Genomic DNA, 20,662 nt, shown 5'->3' on the forward strand with positions numbered 1-20,662 from the left:
TTATACGGGGCTTTTTTCTTTCGGAGGCACAATGCTTTACCGTCTAGCCAGGACTGGCTTTTTCCAACTTGATGCCGAAAAGGCACATGATCTTGCAATTCAAAACTTCAAGCGAATCACAGGTACTCCTCTCGATCTCCTTTATCGTCAGCAGCTACCACATCGTCCTGTTGAATGTATGGGGCTTCAATTTCGCAATCCGGTCGGCCTAGCTGCTGGATTAGATAAAAATGGTGAATGCATCGAAGCTTTTGATGCGATGGGTTTTGGTTTCGTTGAAGTTGGAACCGTGACTCCACGCCCTCAACCAGGTAATGATAAACCTCGTCTTTTCCGTCTAGTGGAAGCGGAAGGGATCATTAACCGAATGGGTTTCAACAACGCAGGTGTTGATAACTTAGTCGAGAATGTTAAGAAAGCGAACTACTCATGCGTCCTTGGTATTAACATTGGTAAAAATAAAGATACGCCAATTGAAAAGGGTGCTGAAGACTACCTTATCTGTATGGAAAAAGTGTATGAGTATGCCGGCTATATCGCGGTAAACATCTCATCACCAAACACACCGGGACTGCGTTCACTTCAATACGGTGAGGCTCTCGATGAGTTGCTTGCTGAATTGAAAGAGAAGCAGAAAGAGCTTGCAGAAAAACATGGCAAGTACGTTCCACTGGCATTAAAGATCGCGCCGGATCTCAGCGATGATGAAATCGAACAAATCTGTGAATCTTTGATCAAGAATGAAATCGATGGTGTGATCGCGACAAACACAACATTGGATCGTTCTATCGTTGAAGGTATGAAGCACGCGAATGAAGCTGGTGGATTGAGTGGCCGCCCGGTTCAAGCAAGAAGTACTGAAGTTGTTCGTAAACTCCAACAAGAACTTGACGGTAAGCTGCCAATTATCGGAGTAGGTGGTGTGGATTCATATGTCGCTGCGAAAGAGAAATTTATGGCCGGTGCGGATCTTGTTCAAGTCTATTCAGGCTTTATCTATCACGGCCCTGGCTTAGTTGCCGATATCGTAAAAAACATTTAACTTTATGCATTGTTAGGTGACGGCGTCACTCTAAAAATTCATTTGAGTTCAATGCAATTTCAAGAGGAAATGAGAAATCATTTCCTCTTTTTTTTTGCCAGAACCTTCATAAACTATCGGATATTGGATGGTAAATGAATGTTTTACCTTAGGACATGCACGTTATAGAGAATGGAATGATGCTCAAACCCAGTGACAAATGGACTTGGTATTATGACGACAAGGCGAGCCACCTTATGCTTGACCTTGGCGATAACATGCTTTTCAAAACAAACCTGTCCAACAAACTTCTAGTCAAATGCGCACTCGACGTTAATGAGTTTACCGTAGATGACGCTTCCTCATACCAAACGTTCAAAGAACAAATCTCTTATCTACAGCTAAGTGAGCCGAGACAGGCAGAATTAGCACTATATTGCGTAGCTGCTAAACGCTTTCACAAGCCTGTTCAACCGAAAAGCTGGTTCTTCGATTCGTGCTCGATTGTGGGTGACGAACCTCAAGAAGGGGATATCGTTCAGTTGAGCAATAGTCTAAACAAGGGCTATTTCATTGTTCTAGAGTCGGGTGAGGCATCAAGCTTATGTGCTTATGTCGACTTAGAAGAGTTCCAACTCAACCCTTCCAAGGCTCTTGTATTTGGTCAGGCGATTAAAGTGATGCACGACCGCATGATAGTCGTTAATGAACAGCTTACCGTTCAGCCTGTTGCTTTAGTCAGTTAATTTGGTGCTGGCTAAGTTAGCTAGCCATTTCCCTTAAAGTTCGTTCCTTTTTGTATTATTTCCAATCGGCTTCTTAGCCGATTTTTTTTGCACGTTAGATATTAGGCTGGGTGAAAAACCACGGCCAATTTGTGTAAATATCAATCAAAATGCCTGCCCCAATCGTGAGATAGATAACGTTGCTCACTAATATTTTTCATATTTAATTCCCCAAGTTATCCTTCATTTCCTTAATAGGGTTCTGTTTATTCCTCATTTATGTAATTTTGTAGCAAAATTACAGTGTAAATTTCATATTGGTATATACCAGTTTAAGTGCGAATAAGTATTCACTTCTTCTGTAGGCCCTATTTCTCTGTACTAAGACTGTTAATGTTGGTGATGGAGTTGGCGCTCACTTGCTGATGATTTGATAGGCGTTTGGATAGGGTATTTTGAGAAAAGTCAGCGTTTCTTTTACTTATCTGGAGGGAAGTCAGGTATAATGCCGTGTCATTTATTACTATCTAAAGAACGCTATGCATCAATATCTTGCTGTAACATCCAACGGCCTAGAAAACTTACTGGTAGATGAGCTAACCAAGCTCGGTATTTCCGATCCAAAACCTGTTCAAGCAGGGGTTAAGTTCAAAGCAACGAACGAGCAGATCTATCGCTGCTGCTTATGGAGTCGTTTAGCATCAAGATTTGTTCGTGTTCTTTCTGAATTCACCTGTCAAGATGACATGGATCTCTACTTATCTGCGACGGCAATTAACTGGGTAAACCATTTCGATAGCAGCAAGAAGCTGGTGGTTGATTTCAACGGTACTAACCGCGAAATCCGTAATAGCCAGTATGGTGCGATGAAAGTAAAAGATGCGATCGTGGACAGTTTCACTAAAAAGAACCTGCCACGTCCTTCGATCAGTAAAGATCATGCCGATCTTCGTATTCACGTTCGTCTTCACAGGGATAAAGCGCTACTTGGTATTGATATGGTGGGCGGTGGCCTTCATCAACGTGGCTACCGACCAGCATCTGGCCGTGCACCTCTAAGAGAGACACTGGCGTCTGCCATAGTTCAACGTTGTGGTTGGGACGGCTCTCAGCCTCTTTTAGACCCTATGTGTGGTTCAGGCACCTTACTTATTGAAGCGGCAATGATTGCTGCCAACATGGCGCCTGGCGTCAAGCGTGAGTCTTGGGGTTTCGAGTCACTTGAAGATTTTGAACCAGAGCTATGGTCAGAGATAAAATCTGAGGCCAACGTTCAAGCAAGAAGGGGTGTCAAAAAAGTTGACTGTAAGTTTTATGGCTTTGATAACGATGAAAAAGTTCTTAAAACTGCACGCGACAATGCTCGCCGTGCCGGTGTTGAAAGCTTAATTGAGTTTAATTTTGGCGACGCCGCGCAAGTTAAGCGTCCTGAAGGCTTCGAGGCTGGCGTCATCGTGTCAAACCCACCTTATGGTGAACGATTAGGCACACATCCTGGCTTGATTGCGCTTTACACCGCATTTGGTGCTCAGTTGAAATCGCAGTTTGGTGGCTGTAAAGCTTCGATCTTCTCAAGCTCTGACGAGCTACTAAGCTGTCTGCGTATGCGAGCGGATAAACAGTTCAAGTTGAATAACGGCGCGTTACCGTGTCACCAAAAGAACTACTCTATTTCAGAGCGCGCTCAAGTTGAAGGCGGTGGCTCTCAGCAAGAATCGCTCGTTGCCCCTGATTTCTCGAATCGATTGAAGAAAAACATCGGTAAGATTGGCAAATGGGCACGTAAAGAAGGCTTAGATTGCTACCGTATCTACGACGCAGACTTACCTGAATACAACGTTGCCATTGATGTTTATAACGATCACTTAGTGATTCAAGAGTACGCAGCCCCTAAAAACATTCCTGAAGAGAAGGCGAAGCGTCGTTTGACGGATATCATCAGAGCTTCCATTCAAGTGACGGGTACTGATGCAAACAAAGTGGTGCTTAAAGTCCGTGAGAAACAAAAAGGCCGCTCTCAGTATCAGAAGTTGAGTCAGGGTCAAGAGACGATGACCGTTCAAGAGTATGGCGTCTCCTTGATTGTTAACCTGCACGATTATCTGGATACAGGCTTGTTCTTGGATCATAAGCTAACTCGCCGTCGTTTGGGAGAAATGGCGCAAGGTAAAGATTTCTTAAATCTATTTGCTTACACCGGTTCTGGAACCGTTCATGCGGCTTGCGGGGGTGCTAAATCGACGACTACGGTGGATATGTCCAACACCTATCTTGATTGGGCAAAAGAGAATATGCAGCTCAATGGTCAAGTTGGTCGCCAGCATCGTTACGAGCAGGCAGATTGCTTGCAGTGGTTGTCTAATGCAAAAGGTCAGTATGATCTTATCTTTATCGACCCGCCAACGTTTTCAAACTCGAAGCGCATGGAACAGACGTTTGATGTTCAGCGCGACCACATCCAGCTAATGGAAAACCTTCAACGCATCCTAAGAGAGTCGGGCACCATCGTATTCTCTAATAACAAGCGCCACTTTAAGATGGACTTTGAGGCGTTGGACAAGCTTGGGCTAGAAGCGAAAAACATTTCGTCTCAAACGCTGCCATTAGATTTTGGCCGTAATAAACATATCCACAATTGCTGGATTATCACTCACAAGAGCTAATACAGGAGTTTGAGCTAAGTGATTACGCTCTATAGCACAGAAGGGTGCCATCTTTGTGAGATGGCATTTGAATTGACTCAGCAAGCGAATGTTTCTCATCTGGTGGAAATAGTCGACATTGCTTTTGATGACGCGTTGTTTTCTCGTTACGGCGTCACTATTCCAGTATTAAAAGTGGATTCTTCAGAGATCAATTGGCCCTTCGATTTACAACAATTACAGCATTGGTTAGAGAATAATGGCATTACTTACAATTCATAATGGTCAGCTTGCATTTGGTGACCATCCACTATTAGACAAAGCGGACTTTGCTCTACAAGAGAATGAGCGTGTTTGTCTTGTTGGTCGAAATGGTGCGGGTAAGTCAACCTTGATGAAGGTGCTTGCTGGTGAAATCATCATGGATGACGGCAAGATGCAAATCACCCAAGACGTGGTGGTGTCTCGCTTGGAACAGGATCCGCCACGTAATGAAGAAGGCACGGTTTTAGACTACGTATCAGGCGGTTTGGCAGAAATCGGTGAGCAGCTTAAGATCTACCAAGATCAGCTTGATCTCGTGGGTGAAGACCCAAGCGAGTCAAACATTAATAAGCTCGCTCGCATTCAAGAGCAGTTAGAGCATTCCGGTGCATGGCGCTTTGAAGACCGAATCAAGAACGTATTGGCGGCGCTTAAACTTGAGGGCAGTACAAAACTAACGGATTTGTCTGGTGGTTGGCAGCGTAAAGCCGCATTGGCACGTGCGCTTGTGTGCGACCCAGATGTTTTGCTTCTTGATGAGCCGACTAACCACCTAGATGTGACAACCATTGAGTGGCTTGAGACTTTCTTAAAAGACTTCCGTGGTTCAATCATCTTTATTTCTCACGACCGGACTTTTATTAAATCGATGGCGACGCGAATCATCGATCTCGATCGCGGTAAATTGAACTCTTTTCCTGGCGACTACGAGAAGTACCTCGTTGATAAAGAAGAGCTTCTTCGTGTCGAAGAGATGCAAAATGCAGAGTTTGACAAAAAGCTAGCTCAGGAAGAAGTCTGGATTCGACAGGGCATTAAAGCGCGTAGGACGCGTAATGAAGGCCGTGTGCGTGCGTTAAAGAAGTTGCGACAAGAAAGAAGTGAACGACGTGAGGTTCAGGGCAAAGCTGTTCTTAGGATCGATGACGCAGCGCGTTCAGGCAAAATTGTATTCGAGGCTGAAAACCTCAATTACAGTATCGATGGGCAAAACATTGTTAAGGACTTTAGCTTTAACATTATGCGCGGAGATAAGATTGCGCTTATCGGCCCTAATGGTTGTGGTAAGAGTACTTTGTTGAAGCTACTGCTTGATCAGTTAAAGCCTGATAGCGGTAGGCTCCATTGTGGTACCAAGCTAGAAGTTGCGTATTTTGATCAGTATCGTGAAACTCTTGACCCAGAAAAATCCGTCATCGACAACCTTGCTGATGGAAAGCAAGAGGTGATGGTCGGTGGTAGAGAGCGCCATGCTCTGAGCTACTTGCAAGACTTCTTATTCGAGCCTAAACGGGCGCGCACACCAGTAAAAGCGCTGTCTGGTGGTGAGAAAAACCGCCTTCTCCTTGCTCGTATTTTCCTACGTTCTAATAACTTATTGGTTCTTGATGAGCCAACTAACGATTTAGACATAGAAACATTGGAACTTTTAGAAGATTTGCTTGCCAATTATCAGGGTACTTTACTTCTTGTCAGTCACGATCGTGAGTTTGTTGATAATACCGTTATGACGAGCTGGATCTTTGAAGGTAATGGTGTCATTGAGGAATTCGTTGGAGGTTACCACGATGCTCAGCAGCAACGTAGCCAAGTAATTAAGTCCAGAGCGGTTGAAAAACCGACGAAACAAGAAAAAGTGGTTGAGGGAACTCCCAAAACTTCAAATCACAAAAGTAAACCGAAGAAGTTATCTTATAAACTGCAACGAGAATTAGAAGAACTGCCTCAACGATTAGAAAGCCTTGAAGAGGAAATCGAATCGTTGCAAACTCAAGTGAATGATCCATCATTTTTCTCAAAATCCGTGGATGAGACACAACCGATTTTAGATAAGCTTTCTGCGGTAGAGCAGGAGCTTGAAATTGCGTTCGAGCGTTGGGAAGAGCTCGAAGCGATGCAACAGGAAAGTTAGAAGTTACATGAGTAGTATGAATTTAAAATTATCAACAGTCGCTGTGACCGTTTTTACAGCACTAAACGCAAATGCAGCGCTTTACCAAATTGTAGAAGTGGCACCAGAAGGTATTGGTGCAGATGAGTACAATACTTCATATGGTGTTGCGATTCAGCCTGGAGATAATGGACAGCCGTTAGGTTGTTTTGATAATGCTGCCAGTTGTCAGTCTTCAGATTATGCTCTAGCAGGCGAAACTCGCGTGACTGTTGATGGAGTAAGTTATCGAGAAGAGGCTCCGTTTGCTTTAGATAATGGCTTCTTCTATATCCAAGACTGGGACGATTTTAAAAACTACTGTTATCGTGAACTGCTTTACTCAACTTGTGACTCTTGGGCGGATGAACATTACGCTCCATGGGAGCGTGAGATGAACGGTGATACTACTTCCAATGCTCTGGCCTTTGTAGAAGGTGGTTCATACAACAATAAATTTAATAATGTTATCAATAGCTTGACCGAGGGCCGTGAGCCGGTAGGTAACCAAAGCACATCGAAAGACAGGCGTAATGATGCTGTTGCCCCAGTACTTCCAACCGAAAGCGGTTCTAACTGGAAGCAATCTCGCGCTTGGGTGGCTTTCGAAGCTAATGGCGATACTTACGTTGCCGGTAGTGTTGCGCGTGAACTTTCAAATAATGAAGGTGAGCACCATACCTCTCGTGCTGCGTTATGGAACATAGATACGGTTGTTGAACTGGATTGGAACAATAAAAATAGCAACGGCACTGAAAGACCGGAAGTAAATAACCGTCTGGCGCAAGGTAGCCTCCGAGATGTTGCTGTAGTAGACGGAAAAGTTTATGCGGTTGGTTATAACAGCCACAGTTATGACGACAATTTCATGAATGCGACGGTATTCCAAGTAGACGAGGCGGATGTGCTGGACTCTACTCAATGGTCGAGCCGCATTATCAATGAAACGTACTCTAAAAATGGTAGCAACGAGTACGTATACTCAAATTCGGTAGCAGAAAGTATCAACAACAATCTAGTCGCGGTGGGTTCATCTAAGCGCCCGGGTAGTCGTCCGCAAAATGGTGCAGCTGGTAACCGTTTGTTCTATGTACCAGATGTGACTAGTCCGACGGCGACTTACTTTACCGGCGGTATCTTCTTTGATGGTGCTGGTGGTACAGTAGGCGCAATCAACAACTACAATGAGTTTGTTGGTATGTTAGATGCGGAAGATAACCGTGAAAACCGTGGTAAGCCGCGTCGCAAGCGCGCGTTTATTAATCCAATCAGTGCAAATGGTACTGACGCAGCTCGTAGCGCAATTTTTAACAATCAAGCTTGGTTCTTGGATACATTGACGAATGGTGACACCAACGGTCAAAACGTATCAAGTCACAATAACCAGTTCCGTATTTTCGCCGCGTCGGATATAAATGATGCTGGTGTTATTTCGGCGACAGCGACTAAGTGTGAAGGCGGTTATGATACGGTCGCGCATAACTCATACTGTGGCGGCGGTTCAACGCAAGAGAAAACAGTGGCTGTTAAACTGATCCCTATAGCGGGAGCGAGTTACGCGAATGGTGACATTGTCACAAGGTCGATTGATGAAGAGCCAGTTGAACGCAAAGGTGGTAGCTTAGGTTGGCTTGGTTTGGCTGTCTTAGGTCTGATTCGGTTTCGTAAAAAATAGTCTTAAATTGTAAATCGAGGCACGGGGTCACAAAAATGATCCCGTGCCTTTTTTATTGCTTGAGAAAGGCCGTATTTTGATCGATTCTTAATACTGGAGTCATAAAAGCTCCACATAGATTTAATAGTAGTACGTTAGACACCATTTTTATGTATGAGGACGACACTATGAAGAGACAGAAGCGTGACCGCCTAGAGCGAGCTCAATCTCAAGGTTATAAAGCAGGACTAAATGGACGCTCGCAAGAAGCTTGTCCATACCAACAGATGGACGCTCGTTCCTATTGGTTAGGAGGTTGGCGTGATGCCCGCGACGATAAAACTGCGGGACTCTATAAATAACGAATGCATCCACATGCAGTAAAATAGGAATTTTAATAAAAGCCCCATTTGGGGCTTTTATTGCATTAACTAACGCACTATAACTAAACGTATTGTTTTAAAATAAAACGGCGAATATCGCCGTTTTGGGAAACTATCTAATAAAGAAAAAGTAAGCTTAGAAAGCAGACGTATCTTGGAAGAGGCCAACTTTAAGATCTTTCGCTACGTAGATCTCTTTGCCGTCTACTAGAACACGGCCGTCAGCTAGGCCCATAACAAGCTTACGATTAACTACGCGTTTCATGTGGATTTCGTAGGTCACTTTCTTCGCAGTTGGAAGGATCTGGCCTGTGAATTTAACTTCACCAACACCTAAAGCACGGCCTTTACCTTTGCCGCCAACCCAGCCAAGGAAGAAACCAACCAGTTGCCACATCGCGTCTAAACCTAGGCAGCCTGGCATTACTGGGTCGCCAGGGAAGTGGCAATCGAAGAACCATAGGTCTGGGTTAATATCCAGCTCTGCTAGAATAAGGCCTTTACCAAAATCGCCTTCTGTTTCAGACATCTTAGTAACGCGGTCCATCATAAGCATGTTTGGCGCAGGCAGTTGTGGGTAACCCGGGCCGAATAGTTCGCCTTGGCTAGATGCTAGTAGGTCGTCGCGGTTATAAGAATCTTTTTTATTTTGCATTATCAATAAACTCCGATTTTTGATAGGTGCATGTTAGTGAACACGTGTAAGCTAGACAACTCCGATCAGTGTATTAATTTGTTTCTATTCAGGAAATCCATTCGCGAATACGTTGGAATAAACTTGGTGGATGCTCATGCCTCTCATAGTTTTCAATTCGAGCCGCAATTTTACTGATCACGCTGTTTTCATCCTCACTGCGGAACTCTTGTCCCATAAGGATTGGAATGGCCTCATCGACATGTGAAACCGACCAGATGTGAAACTCATTGTTCTTGATGCTTTCAACAACATCTTTACTTAGCGCGAGATGCTTTAAGTTTGAAGTAGGAAGTATGACGCCTTGATGGCCCGTCAGTCCTTGATGTTTACAGACATGGTAAAAGCCTTCGATTTTTTCATTCAAACCGCCGACAGCTTGTACGCGTCCAAACTGATCAACAGCGCCGGTTACTGCGATTTGTTGATTGATAGGGTATTCAGATAGGGCACTTACGAACGAACATAGCTCAGCTAATGATGCGCTGTCGCCATCGACTTCTGAGTAAGACTGCTCAAACACAACAGAAGCTGAGTAAGGCAAAGGCTCATCTAGATTCAGAGCAGAGCTTACAAACGCTTGCATGATCATCATGCCTTTAGCATGCAAATTGCCACCAAGTTCTGCCTTTCGTTCAACATCTGAAATATCGCCATCGCCGAAATGGATAACGCAAGAAATTCGAGCAGGCTCACCGTAAGCAAGTGGGTGGCCCGGTACATCAATGACTGTAAGTCCATTGACTTGTCCAATTTGCTCACCTTGAGTTTCAATGATCACTTGACCATCGAAAATGTCCGACAATGCACGCTCTGGCAAATAGCTAGAACGGTAGTAACGTTCATCGAGTGCTTTATCGATATCAGGGCCATCGATTGAATTGGAAGAGCCGTTTTTGGACGAATTATTTAATGCAGCTTCTTGAATGAGAGCGAGGTACCAAAGAGTATCCAATGGCATATAGCTTGATCCTCGGTTAAACGTGCACCCGCAACCATGAGTCGTTTAATGGCAGAAGGGGTTAGATTTGGTAATTGATATTTAGCAGTGAGCCATTGAATGTAACCCAAATACAGACCAATACTTTCATCATTCAGTGCGAGTTCTGGCTCATACTCGCTGAACATACATAAGCCACTGTGTATATCTTGATCTTGGAAGTCTAAGTCTGCTAGTTGCTCCCGATTACCAAGTACGATGAGCTTAAAGTTGTAGGGTTGTAGGCAGGACTCTTTCGCCGGTAGTTTAGGGTTTACGTTAATAGGCTCTACCGCATGACCAAACAACGCAGACTTTAACGTGAGCCACGTGACGGGATTGGTAAGGAGAAGATTGGCAGAAACACAGAGAAACCCATTCTGAACTTGGCTCAGTAGCCCTTCAGTTTGCGTGACAACGGTGCCGTGTTCATCGGCTTTGTAGCTTCCAAGCACGTCAGCCATAGTTAGGCTTTCACATAGTTTGAAAGGCTTGTCGGTAAACTCACTAAAGGCTTCAGTTAGTAGAGCGTTATGAAATGGATTATCTTGACCATTCACCAGTAGAACACGGGTGACACCGTTGGAGAGACTAAACTGGGAGATGGCGGCCTTGAGTCTTGGTTGGATATCTAATAGTTCGATAGGATTTTGGTTCGAATAATTGTCTATTGAGGTACTAAACTTATCGAACTGTGGTGTGACGGCCTGCCAACTTTCTTGTTTCATGTAGTCTGTTGTTTCCTAAAAATTTTGCACGATTATATAGAAAAACGGTAGTAGGGGACAGACAAATGATCTCGCTCTAGTTTTTTATCTATCGCTATTGTTAGGTTGACTGATTTTGGGTTACGCTGTCACCCTAAACGTTAAGGATCCTGCTCAATCATGAAATATCAACAACTTGAAAACTTGGAATGCGGTTGGAAATGGCAATACCTCATAAAGAAATGGAAAGACGGTGAGAAAATAACGCGTCATATCGACAGTAGTGAGGATGCTACCGCGGTGGAAAGCCTGAGAGGGCTAGAACACGAGCCGACAAAAGTTCTTGAGTGGATTGAGAATCACATGTCCTTGGAGCTTGATAATAAGCTCAAGCAAGCGATCAGAGCGAAGCGAAAGCGCCATTTCAACGCTGAGCAGATTCATACAAAGAAAAAATCCATCGATTTAGACTATCGTGTATGGGAGAAGCTTTCATACCGAGCTAACGAACTGGGTTGCACGCTCTCAGATGCAATTGAATACCTTTTATCTGAAGCTTCTCGAAGTGAGAAAGCCAGTAAAGCGGTAAGTAACTTGAAACAGGATTTAAGTAAACTGCTGTCTGATTAAACAAGGAGTTGTTGTATGTTGTACGTCATGCTCATTGCTGCAGTGATCATATTTTGGCTAGTTGCTGTGGATCGTCCTGCTCTTAAAGTGACGTTTGAGGGTGGGGTAATCACGAATGTCAAAGGGCATTTCCCGCCTAAGTTTCGTCATAATGTAATAGAAATTGGCGAAATTGTTCCATTTGATGGAACGATGAAGGTGTATAAACAACGAACAGGCGCAAAGCTAACCTTCTCCAAGCAAGTTCCTAAAAAAGTACAGCAACGCATACGAAATGTATTTCCTCATCAAGGTTTTAAGTCTTCTGGTGACAAGAAGCGCGCTTAGATTCTAACTTGTCAATTACGGCATCGTTGGCTTTGAGCCCGATAATTCTCCTCACAGTTTGTCACCAACTTCCAATCTCGACAAGATAACCTCCTTAATAGGAGGTTACATGACAAGACTACTCATTGTTCTATCACTCTGTATCTTTGTTAAAGATGCGTACTCTAGGGACGATTCTGAGCGAAACAATGTCGCAAGTAAGATCAAGAAAGAGGTAATGAAAGCGGTTAAGCGCAGTCCAGATACTGAGTATGGCTACTGTGATTTAATGATTGAAATGCGCCATGACGACAATTATGCCTATATAAAAAGTGCTAGTTACACTGGTGACAAACGCGTCTGCAAGGTGAGTAAGAAGGCTTTGAAAGTAGGGAAGAAGTATCGTTACAAGGAGCCAGAAAAGTACATAAGACTGCATATATCGCATTGATAATTGCTTATCTTTGAAAGCCAGAACCGTGAGTTTTGAGCTAAAGTTACTTTATTGAGTAATGTGTTATGTAGGTGTCGTACCTTGCTTGTAGCCAACAAAACTTATACCGATCAAGCGAATCAGCTAGCAGAAAAAATTTCACGAATGACGGAAGAGCGACACGCTAAGTGGTTGGTTAGCTTGAAATATTTATTAGACCAGTCAGAGGTAGACAGCGTATTTAGCCGTCAGAGTGAATTTTGTGACACTGTCATTACCAAAGAAGAAGAACGTATCACGAATAACCAGCGATTGCTTTTGGAATGTGAGGCGGCACGTGTCAAAGAGAAACGGAAGCAACTCCTAGATCGGCAAGCATTGCATCAAAAGGTGGTGTTAGATGTAAGTAAGCACACTGAGAATGTTATGGTAAATAGCTAAGTGAAATGCCAGTTTCAAAGCTCTTTGGTCGATTTCCAGATTTCTCTTATTTTTTGTCTGTCGCTTATTCGCCATCGTTCAACTTTTCAAAGCTCAACACCTTGATTACGCTAGATACACAGTTAAGGGCGAACATTGTTGAATTAGCCAATAACCCCAAGTTTTGTAGCCGCCTTGGTAAAACGGCAAGAAACGTCACGGATTGTAAAGTGGCCATTGGTCAAGTCGGGTTAGACAATTTAAGGTTGCTGATTCCTGTGCTTATGGCGAAGGCCTTATTGAAATGGGATGACAAACAGACGAAAACGATAGCGCCGAAGTTATGGCAACACACAATACTCACGGCAAACGTAACAAGACTGAGGCTTGTAGAGTCCAAGGTCAAAGAACCCGATGAAGGCATTGCCATTGGAATCCTAAGAACGTTGTATCAATTTGGTGTTGTGAATCATTTCAGCCAGCTGTTTGAAGATGCTTTGGTGGAAAAAATGCAGCAGTACAGAGCTGAGCATCGAAGAGAAGAATATTATGCATGTGCAGAGGTACAGCCAACGTTTTCTGTTCTGCCAAATGTTCTTGTTAAGCTTGAGCATAAACTGACGGAGAAGCTCGTAGAGCACATAGAGTGGTCAGGAACAAATCTACATTTAAAAAATGCATTAATTGAAGACATCGAAAAACAACCGGTATTAGAGAGAACGCCACATGGAGTCGCATTGGCTCAAGCAAGAGCGTACTCGATATTTGATTGTTTAGACAGAAGCAATGTGTTTGTAGAAAAGCACAAGCCATTTTGGTTTGCACATGTGCAAATGCCGCCACAAGATCTTGAGAGACTTAAACAATTAAAGCCTGGCAAGATTGGACTACAAGCATAAGAGGACATTTTAAAATTGTTCAAACCGGACATTACTAAATTGCACCTACAATTTCAGTGCGCATTATGTGACCTTACGTTAAATGGAACTAGTTTCACATCAAAGCGTAATTTTCTCGGTTTTGAATCATACAATCCACAAATAGCCCGTAATAACAAAAAACCTTACTTTTCCGTGAGTTACTAAGCTTATGGAAGTCGAAAAATTAAATGTTCCTAGATTAAATAATGTGACGAGGTTCAAATTGAACCTGGGCCATAGTTGTAGCGTGTCGCATGTAATAATTGAAATTACAACGTCACGTATTGGTACTCTTACATTCCCTTATTTCACTAAGGGAACAAGTTATGAAGTATCACGAGATGACTAAGAATCAAATTTTCCGTGAGTTTAACTGTGGTCTAACCATCGAAGAAGTGGCAAAGATATGTTGTAAAAGCCTTGGAACGGTTAGAGGTTGGGACAAAGGTAAGCCTATTCCAAATGAATGCCGTAAGCTTATGAAAATGCATAAACGACTGGAGTTGAGTGGATTTGAAGAATGGAATGGGTTTAGAGTTAGCGGCAAAAACCTTGAATTACCTACTGGGGAAACAGTTACACCCCAACAAATTTTGACTGGTGTCGCTTTGTTGCATATTCAATCTGACTTAGAAATTAAGACTAGCAAAAGATTACTAAGGTTATCGAGGGCGATTTGCAATATTAAAAGCAAAGCAAATGGATAGGATCTTGAGTTCATAGTTCATCAAGCTTGTAAACATTAGGCCGAACTCTTTGAAAGGGAACGGCTTTTTGTCTCATTTAACTGAACAAAAATTTGACGTGGCAAAAGGGGTGAATGAGAATACTAGAAGTTATCTAGCCAATCAGCTGATGAGATATTTTATGCAATCACGAAAACTAACAGCTTCTAAAGCTACGGTTAAAGCCAAGTTCAAACAAATGTCAAAACCCAAGGCATTTTCTGAGTTCATTTGGAACGCAATCGACGCAGGTTCTACAACTATAGAAATCACAACGGACATTGACAAAGAAGCCGACCATATAAACAGCATCATCATAGAAGACAACGGGTCAGGGTTCGAGTTAAGTGATGGCAAGTCTCCTTTCGACTATTTTGAACAGTCAAAAAAGAAAGGTTCAAATGACTACTTAATGCGAGGGAGACATGGTCGTGGAAGACTAAGCTTTTTTAAATTTTGTGATAGCGCGTCTTGGAGAACGGTCAGTAAAGATAAAAAGCCCATCGAGCTGAATATAACAGAGGGGTCACTAGATAAATTCAATATTCTAGAAGTAAAAAACAATAACAGACCTTTAAGCAATGGAACTACAGTTACGTTCAATAGTTTCAGTGTGTCAGCTGATAATTTTGTATCCAACGTAACTGAATACTTAGAAGAAAACGTAACTTGGATTAACTTCTTTAAAGCTGATCTAAGGATTAATCTCAACGGGAAAAGGTTATCGACTAAACCTCCAAGAGTGAGCACAAGTTACGAAGAAACAATAGATAACGACCCGGTACAGTATGATTTACATGTATGGAATAAAAAGATAGACGAAGAAGAGTGTACGATCTTTTATTGTGATGAGATGAATAATGTCGTTTATAAAACAAAGTCTAAACCAAAAAACTCTTACTTCTATACATGCATAGTTAAATCACCGTGGTTTAATCAGTTCTGCACTGAAAACGATGGCCTTGCCACAAAATTCGATAAGACAGCATCAAAATTTCTATCTATTTCCCGAATAGCAAACGAAAAGATTAAGTCTGTTTACGATAACTTGAGAAAAAGTGCAATTGATGAGTTGATTGATGAGTATACGAAATGTGGGATCATTCCAAAGTCACAAAACAATGCCTTAGCTAATTTCAAAACTCAACAATTGAAAGACGCTATTCGAGTGATTTATAACGCTGATTCATCAGTTTTTGACAGCTTGAATACTAATAAGCAAAAGAAAATTTTAGTTAAACTAATAGACAAAATAGTTAACTCTGAAGACCCTAAGGCACTTTTTGATGCTCTTGATGGTATTGTTTCTCTTGACGAAACTGAACTAAGAATGCTGTCAAACTCGCTAGAAAAAGTAGCGATGGGCAATATGGTAAGAACAATAAACAAGTTAGAAAACAGATTGTATGCATTGGACCTGTTTGAGCAGTTGCTAGCCAATAAGAAAGACAGTTACGAAGTCGCTCATATTCAAAGAGTCATTGAGTCTAATTTGTGGATCTTTGGTGAGGAATACAATGTAGTAACGACTGAAGAAGAAAAGTTCGATAAAGCATTGAGGAAATTACTTAAATTTAAAAATGAGGACTTGAATGCGTTAGACGACTTTGAGAATGAAGTTTTCCCACCAAAACACTTCGATAAATACAAAGTACAGCACGAGAATAAGAACAAAGAGATGGACGTTTTTGCTACACAAAAACTACCAATGTATGAGCAAGGCGAACAATATTACAGACATTTAGTATTAGAACTCAAAAGACCTTCTGTTAAGTTAACGGACAAAGAATACGACCAGATTACAGGCTATGTGAAAGTCATAAAGTCGGAAGAAAAATTCAATACTAAAAACGACCAGTGGGATTTTGTTCTCGTCGGAAATAGAATTACCGAGTCTAGCCATCGTCGAGCAATGATTGACATGCAACTAAACAACCAACGAGAGAAGGGTAAAAAAGGCCTGCTTATTGACGATGGTAATATCCGCGTTTGGATAAAGGAATGGACGGATGTTATAGGTGACTACAAGTTGAGGTATAACCATATTATTCATACGTTGAACATTAAGTATGCGGAAAGTAAAGAAGAAAAAAGTCCTGATACTCTGACTCAAGATATTAAGAATCTGACAACTGCATAACATTGCTAGAAGTTAGGTTGAATTTACCCCCGTAATACAGAACGGGGGTCGAAGACCAAGTCGCGCTGGGCGCTCTTCGTCCCTCATAGCATCCCATGCGCGTTATTGTGTCTTTGGTCTTCCTGTTCAGTCTTATGGGTTGCAGTTGCATGGAGCACCTTTGTTACTGTGAGTCTCTGCAAGGTTTTATCTTGGCAATGAAGCGGCTTTTTTGGGGGCGTTGGAGTTTGGCGCAGTGAGTGACACCGAAGGCGCTAGCAGTTGGTACTGGCCTTCGGTGCGTGCTTTGAGTTGCTATTGATGTGCCGTAGCGTTCGGCTTGGTACTTGTTGGGCGTTTGGCGGTTTCGCTTCGCTTATCCCTGCGGGGCTTTATACTTCTTCTATGTAGAGCACGACGCTCAATGTGCGCTTTGCTGCTTTCTCACTTTCCGAACTAAACAAGATGCCGAGTAACGGAATGTCTCCGAGAACCGGCACCTTTACATTCACTTTCTGGCTGTCGGTCGACGTCATTCCTCCAAGTGCAACTGTGTCACCGGGTCTCACTGTAAGAGTGGTGTCTATCTGTCTTTTCGACGTTACGATGTCGCTTGCCTCAACTGACTTGTCCACTCGGCTCAGTTCTTGGCGTATCTTGAGTTTTATGTCTCCGTTGTAGCCAATGTAGGGTTTCACGAATAACGAAAGTCCCACGTCCTTACGTTCGATGGTTTGAAAGGGCTTGTCGCTTGTATCGGATTCGGTTGTGTAGCTGCCTGTTATAAAGGGCAGTTCTTGGCCGACTGATATCAATCCTTCGTGGCCGTGGAGTATGGTCAGCTCTGGGCGGCTAAGTAGTTGCGTTTGGTCGCTCGATTCTATGAATCGAATGAAGGCTGAGAAGTCATCGGATGATACTTTGAGGTTTGGGTCAGTTCGCATGAACCCTGCGATTGAACCTGTAAAGGCAGCTTGAATGGCTCCGGCTCCTGCTTTCATGTCAACGGTCAAATCTCTAAGGCTACCGTCTAAGGTTTCAACAATGGCCGCGCGTATTTTGATTTGCTTGAGTGGCGTATCGACCGCGTTGATGAAGTTCGCAACGTTTTGATGTAAAGATTTAGGCGCAGTCACCATAAGGGCAGACCCAGCAATGATGCTTGATACTGCGGTCACTTCGGGAACATCGAGCACCGAGGACTGTACCCGTAATGAGTCGGTGATGGGTTTGAGTATTTCGTCGGCCGTTAAGTGTGAGAGCTTATAAGTTCGAGTGACAATATCGTTTCCCGCTTTGAGTTGGTTACGCAGCTGGACTCGAATCACTGTTGATGACTCTACATAGGTGAGGTTGTGCGCACGCATAACACTAAACCAAACATCCCGAAAGTTAGCCGCGCCATGGGATTGGTACAGCTTTAAGTCTCCGTCGATTTTTGGATCAACCACGATGGATTTTTCAAAGGTCTTACTGGCCACGATGAAAAACTCGTTCAATGTTTTGCCTGATAGGTTTGCTTCAAATGCTTGTGCATTAAATGACAGCGCGAACAGGATGAGTAATGTCCTTATCATTGTGATACGCCTCCTTGGTTGAGTGAGCCTTTTTTGTTACTTCGTTTTTGGTTTCTACCGGATTCATTTTTGAATGGGTCAAAGTAGCCAAACTTGGCAATGTTGATACACGCGTCCATGTCTATGGCGTAATCGGTACCTTGTTGGGTGAAGCAAGAGCAATCATTACGCGCAATAACGCAAATCAGTTCTGGGTACTGGCTTGGGCTGCTTGTGATGTCGTCATAAAGTGGGGCGCTGAATGGCAGTGAATCAATGCGCTTGTTGAACTTGCTGATGTAGTCGCCGTTGTTTGCAAATACGGGTGACTGGGTTGAGGTCTGTGTGACTGTTGACTGAGTGGTTTGTTCGGCGCTCGGTTCTTGGGCTTGGGCGTCATCACCTGAGAAAAACAGATAGTAGAAACCCCGATGAGAAAAATAATACAGGCAACGATCCAACTGATGGATGAAATGATCATCTTTCTACCCAATGCAATGGTCGGGTCGGTTTTGACGTTCTGAGTGTGTTTAATCGAGCTTAAGTAAACCCCGTAGTAATTGGCGTCACGGGTAATGCTTCGTTTGTCTGTTTTCTCTAAGTCAGACGGTTTGTCTGGGTCGAACGCTCGAATGTGAAAGTATTCGTGTAGGTTGTCCCCACCAATCAAATGGTAGTGTCGGTATTCTTGTAAACGTCGTCTGATGAACTGGTCAACGTCTTTGAAGTCTTGGCTGATGTAAACGAGGTCTTGGCCGTTGTGTCTATGGGTGGCGACATGTTCAACATCGGGCGGCACTTCTTTTGATGATTGGCGTGTTCCCCAAATGTTCTGCACTTCATCGACCAAGGCCACGCAACCCGATGGAAGTTCATGGATGATGGTTGGATCATGAAACTGTTTCCAAGACAGGTTCATTTGTTGGATATGGTCGTAAGTCAGTTGCGATTCATCAATACCTAAGACGTCCAGCGCTTCTTGGTACATGGTGAGGCGAGTTGGGGAGGCGAGCTTTTTAAACCACGCAAGCCAAAGCGCCATTGGGTCATGTTGCTTGTACTCATAAGCAAGGTATGGAAAGTCTTCTATGGTGGCTAAGCGTCTTTCTTTGTCTATCTTTTCAAGCTTGGAGGATAGGGCGGTATTGTCTTGGTTTTTCTGCCAATAGACCCCGTAGAGAAAGCCTTGAAAACTGTCACAGACTTCGTAATCGAGCAGTAGCACCCTAATGCCTTGGTAATAGACGGGGCGCCCTGCAAAGTCGTCGTTCTCTATGATGAACTTGATCGCGTTAAGGGTTTTACCTGTTCCCATCACACCTGAGAATCCAAATAACATAATGATGCTCCTATGAAATGGCTTGAGGTTTTCGCCAACTTGGACGATAGCCCGTCGCCACCATTAGGCCGCGAAGTGTTAAGGCAAAGACCCCACACGTCAGGACTATGTTGATGAACTTGTCTGCTCCTGCCAGTGATAACAGCATGGCGATATCAGCCCCAACACCGTCCATATTGGCTTGGATGTAATCGACCAAGGTTTCAATGGCTGACTCAGCACCTTTATAAACGACAAGGCTGAAACCCAATGACACCGCTGCATAGGTGACGATGCCTCTTACGATTGAGGGTATTAGTGGCAGCACCACGGTGGATAAAAAAGTAATAAAGTAACTCATGTTTACACGCTTCCATTTGCTCTAAAGATGATGAATAAGCCAAATATCCAACCTGCTATGTGTACCAATGGATTGAAAATTTCTGCCCATTGACAGGCAGGCTCGTAACTAAAGTCGATGGTGTAAGAACCTGCCCAATCAAGGTCTAAGGGGATATGAGCAGGGGCGGGGCAACTGGCACCACCACCGAAAGAAACGCCGTTGTCTAGGTACTTGGTATCGATTTTGGAAAAGTCCATTTCCGTTTCTTCATCGACTAACATGCCTTCATTGTCGACGTTCGCGATTCCATCAAAGGCGGCTTCAAGCTGCTTGAGTTCGTCGGTGGTACAGGAGTTTTCGTAAGTGACTTTAAGTAGGGCGCATTGGATCACATCGCCTTTGCACTCGAAGATGGACTTTGAACAATCCACGTTAGCGGTGGGCTTTTCTTTACCTTCGGATTCGCACTCTTCATCGAGTAAACACGCAATGTCATCGAGTTTGTCATTACCTTCATTGACCGCTTGTGTGGTTCCAGAACTGCCGCCGCTACCCGTTGATTTCTTCTTTAGATCTTTAAGTTCACCCAACTGATGTTTGGCGAGTTCGTTAGCCAGCTGCAATTGAGCCACAAGATTGTTGTCGAGTTCTTTGACGTTGTGGTTGATATTCTGTAAGTGTTCGTTGGCTTCTTGAAGTTGTTTACTGTTTTCGTTTTCACCTGGCGTTAGATCTGGGTTATCCGGTTTGGTGGACGCATCTGGATTTGGGTTTGGCTCAGGGGTTGGCGGCTGTGTCGGTTCAGCAGGGTTACAAAAGCTGAGGATGTAAGTCGCAAAAAGTTGGGTTCACCGTCTGGGGTTTCGTTTTCATCGGGTAAGTCGGGCGTTGGG

The 20,662-nt window shown here is 43.5% G+C and carries 19 protein-coding genes and 1 pseudogene; 14 read left to right on the forward strand and 6 right to left on the reverse strand.

Translation table 11 applies throughout. The annotated features are described in order from the left end of the window. Positions 1-31: 31 nt before the first annotated feature. The 7 genes from pyrD to rmf all read left to right on the forward strand — a co-directional run bounded on the left by pyrD (position 32) and on the right by rmf (position 8,598). Positions 32-1,042 (forward strand): quinone-dependent dihydroorotate dehydrogenase, encoded by a 1,011-nt coding sequence (gene pyrD / locus UA76_RS15530; RefSeq protein ID WP_047047981.1) that lies wholly within the window; start codon positions 32-34, stop codon positions 1,040-1,042. A 176-nt stretch (positions 1,043-1,218) separates the two neighbouring features. Beyond that, positions 1,219-1,767 carry a cell division protein ZapC gene (locus UA76_RS15535; protein WP_047047985.1) on the forward strand — a complete coding sequence of 183 codons (549 nt, stop codon included), beginning with the start codon at positions 1,219-1,221 and terminating at the stop codon, positions 1,765-1,767. 518 nt (positions 1,768-2,285) lie between these two features. Next, the gene (rlmKL, locus tag UA76_RS15540) at positions 2,286-4,409 is read left to right on the forward strand and encodes a bifunctional 23S rRNA (guanine(2069)-N(7))-methyltransferase RlmK/23S rRNA (guanine(2445)-N(2))-methyltransferase RlmL (protein ID WP_047047988.1); all 2,124 of its coding nucleotides are present in this window, start codon (positions 2,286-2,288) and stop codon (positions 4,407-4,409) included. Positions 4,410-4,427: 18 nt separating this feature from the next. Next, positions 4,428-4,670, forward strand: coding sequence for a glutaredoxin family protein (locus UA76_RS15545; protein ID WP_075202589.1), 243 nt, complete (start codon positions 4,428-4,430; stop codon positions 4,668-4,670). Further along, on the forward strand, positions 4,648-6,564 hold the full coding sequence (locus UA76_RS15550; protein WP_047047993.1) for an ABC transporter ATP-binding protein: 1,917 nt from the start codon (positions 4,648-4,650) through the stop codon (positions 6,562-6,564). Before UA76_RS15545 ends, UA76_RS15550 begins: the two co-directional genes overlap by 23 nt. A gap of 7 nt (positions 6,565-6,571) precedes the next feature. Next, a complete protein-coding gene (locus tag UA76_RS15555) occupies positions 6,572-8,257 on the forward strand; it encodes a DUF3466 family protein (protein WP_047047995.1) in 1,686 nt (561 codons plus the stop codon). Positions 8,258-8,424: 167 nt separating this feature from the next. Beyond that, complete coding sequence (gene rmf, locus UA76_RS15560; RefSeq protein WP_047047998.1) at positions 8,425-8,598, forward strand: ribosome modulation factor; 174 nt, start codon at positions 8,425-8,427, stop codon at positions 8,596-8,598. Between the two features lie 157 nt (positions 8,599-8,755). On the opposite strand, the gene fabA is transcribed toward rmf, so the two are convergent. Together fabA and UA76_RS15570 are read right to left on the reverse strand one after the other, a co-directional pair. Next, positions 8,756-9,274: a bifunctional 3-hydroxydecanoyl-ACP dehydratase/trans-2-decenoyl-ACP isomerase gene (gene fabA, locus UA76_RS15565; protein ID WP_047048001.1), complete on the reverse strand. Its 519-nt coding sequence runs from the start codon at positions 9,272-9,274 to the stop codon at positions 8,756-8,758. An 88-nt stretch (positions 9,275-9,362) separates the two neighbouring features. Beyond that, positions 9,363-11,020 (reverse strand): annotated as a pseudogene (locus UA76_RS15570) (S16 family serine protease). 159 nt (positions 11,021-11,179) lie between these two features. Here UA76_RS15570 and matP point away from each other — a divergent pair. The 7 genes from matP to UA76_RS15600 all read left to right on the forward strand — a co-directional run bounded on the left by matP (position 11,180) and on the right by UA76_RS15600 (position 16,573). Continuing rightward, the gene (gene matP / locus UA76_RS15575) at positions 11,180-11,629 is read left to right on the forward strand and encodes a macrodomain Ter protein MatP (RefSeq protein ID WP_047048004.1); all 450 of its coding nucleotides are present in this window, start codon (positions 11,180-11,182) and stop codon (positions 11,627-11,629) included. A 15-nt stretch (positions 11,630-11,644) separates the two neighbouring features. After that, positions 11,645-11,956 carry a DUF3634 family protein gene (locus UA76_RS15580; protein WP_047048006.1) on the forward strand — a complete coding sequence of 104 codons (312 nt, stop codon included), beginning with the start codon at positions 11,645-11,647 and terminating at the stop codon, positions 11,954-11,956. A gap of 109 nt (positions 11,957-12,065) precedes the next feature. Further along, positions 12,066-12,386: a hypothetical protein gene (locus tag UA76_RS15585; RefSeq protein WP_047048010.1), complete on the forward strand. Its 321-nt coding sequence runs from the start codon at positions 12,066-12,068 to the stop codon at positions 12,384-12,386. Between the two features lie 84 nt (positions 12,387-12,470). Beyond that, a complete protein-coding gene (locus UA76_RS25465) occupies positions 12,471-12,809 on the forward strand; it encodes a hypothetical protein (protein ID WP_337588547.1) in 339 nt (112 codons plus the stop codon). Positions 12,810-12,814: 5 nt separating this feature from the next. Beyond that, positions 12,815-13,687 (forward strand): HDOD domain-containing protein, encoded by an 873-nt coding sequence (locus UA76_RS15590; protein WP_337588548.1) that lies wholly within the window; start codon positions 12,815-12,817, stop codon positions 13,685-13,687. A gap of 347 nt (positions 13,688-14,034) precedes the next feature. Further along, on the forward strand, positions 14,035-14,415 hold the full coding sequence (locus UA76_RS15595; protein ID WP_047048013.1) for a phage protein: 381 nt from the start codon (positions 14,035-14,037) through the stop codon (positions 14,413-14,415). Between the two features lie 67 nt (positions 14,416-14,482). Then, complete coding sequence (locus UA76_RS15600) at positions 14,483-16,573, forward strand: ATP-binding protein (RefSeq protein ID WP_047048017.1); 2,091 nt, start codon at positions 14,483-14,485, stop codon at positions 16,571-16,573. Between the two features lie 371 nt (positions 16,574-16,944). Here the strand turns inward: UA76_RS15600 and UA76_RS15605 are convergent, their stop codons facing one another. The 4 genes from UA76_RS15605 to UA76_RS15620 form a co-directional block, all read right to left on the reverse strand. Next, positions 16,945-18,129 (reverse strand): hypothetical protein, encoded by a 1,185-nt coding sequence (locus UA76_RS15605; protein ID WP_047048021.1) that lies wholly within the window; start codon positions 18,127-18,129, stop codon positions 16,945-16,947. 184 nt (positions 18,130-18,313) lie between these two features. Next, the gene (locus UA76_RS15610) at positions 18,314-19,447 is read right to left on the reverse strand and encodes a zonular occludens toxin domain-containing protein (protein ID WP_047048024.1); all 1,134 of its coding nucleotides are present in this window, start codon (positions 19,445-19,447) and stop codon (positions 18,314-18,316) included. Positions 19,448-19,457: 10 nt separating this feature from the next. Next, the gene (locus UA76_RS15615) at positions 19,458-19,787 is read right to left on the reverse strand and encodes a DUF2523 family protein (RefSeq protein WP_047048028.1); all 330 of its coding nucleotides are present in this window, start codon (positions 19,785-19,787) and stop codon (positions 19,458-19,460) included. A 2-nt stretch (positions 19,788-19,789) separates the two neighbouring features. Continuing rightward, the gene (locus tag UA76_RS15620; RefSeq protein WP_047048031.1) at positions 19,790-20,401 is read right to left on the reverse strand and encodes a virulence factor TspB C-terminal domain-related protein; all 612 of its coding nucleotides are present in this window, start codon (positions 20,399-20,401) and stop codon (positions 19,790-19,792) included. Positions 20,402-20,662 lie beyond the last annotated feature (261 nt).

It is taken from the genome of Vibrio mexicanus (assembly GCF_001012815.1).
Lineage (GTDB): Bacteria > Pseudomonadota > Gammaproteobacteria > Enterobacterales > Vibrionaceae > Vibrio > Vibrio mexicanus.

Bases quoted from the DNA above. Each gene is read 5' to 3' on its own strand.
- UA76_RS15580 (WP_047048006.1), top strand. From the start codon at position 11,645: ATGTTGTACGTCATGCTCATTGCTGCAGTGATCATATTTTGGCTAGTT.
- rmf (WP_047047998.1), top strand. From the start codon at position 8,425: ATGAAGAGACAGAAGCGTGACCGCCTAGAGCGAGCTCAATCTCAAGGT.
- UA76_RS15615 (WP_047048028.1), bottom strand. From the start codon at position 19,787: ATGAGTTACTTTATTACTTTTTTATCCACCGTGGTGCTGCCACTAATA.
- UA76_RS15595 (WP_047048013.1), top strand. From the start codon at position 14,035: ATGAAGTATCACGAGATGACTAAGAATCAAATTTTCCGTGAGTTTAAC.
- UA76_RS15605 (WP_047048021.1), bottom strand. From the start codon at position 18,129: ATGATAAGGACATTACTCATCCTGTTCGCGCTGTCATTTAATGCACAA.
- fabA (WP_047048001.1), bottom strand. From the start codon at position 9,274: ATGCAAAATAAAAAAGATTCTTATAACCGCGACGACCTACTAGCATCT.
- UA76_RS15555 (WP_047047995.1), top strand. From the start codon at position 6,572: ATGAGTAGTATGAATTTAAAATTATCAACAGTCGCTGTGACCGTTTTT.
- UA76_RS15585 (WP_047048010.1), top strand. From the start codon at position 12,066: ATGACAAGACTACTCATTGTTCTATCACTCTGTATCTTTGTTAAAGAT.
- rlmKL (WP_047047988.1), top strand. From the start codon at position 2,286: ATGCATCAATATCTTGCTGTAACATCCAACGGCCTAGAAAACTTACTG.
- UA76_RS15590 (WP_337588548.1), top strand. From the start codon at position 12,815: ATGCCAGTTTCAAAGCTCTTTGGTCGATTTCCAGATTTCTCTTATTTT.
- UA76_RS15610 (WP_047048024.1), bottom strand. From the start codon at position 19,447: ATGTTATTTGGATTCTCAGGTGTGATGGGAACAGGTAAAACCCTTAAC.
- UA76_RS15535 (WP_047047985.1), top strand. From the start codon at position 1,219: ATGATGCTCAAACCCAGTGACAAATGGACTTGGTATTATGACGACAAG.
- pyrD (WP_047047981.1), top strand. From the start codon at position 32: ATGCTTTACCGTCTAGCCAGGACTGGCTTTTTCCAACTTGATGCCGAA.
- matP (WP_047048004.1), top strand. From the start codon at position 11,180: ATGAAATATCAACAACTTGAAAACTTGGAATGCGGTTGGAAATGGCAA.
- UA76_RS15550 (WP_047047993.1), top strand. From the start codon at position 4,648: ATGGCATTACTTACAATTCATAATGGTCAGCTTGCATTTGGTGACCAT.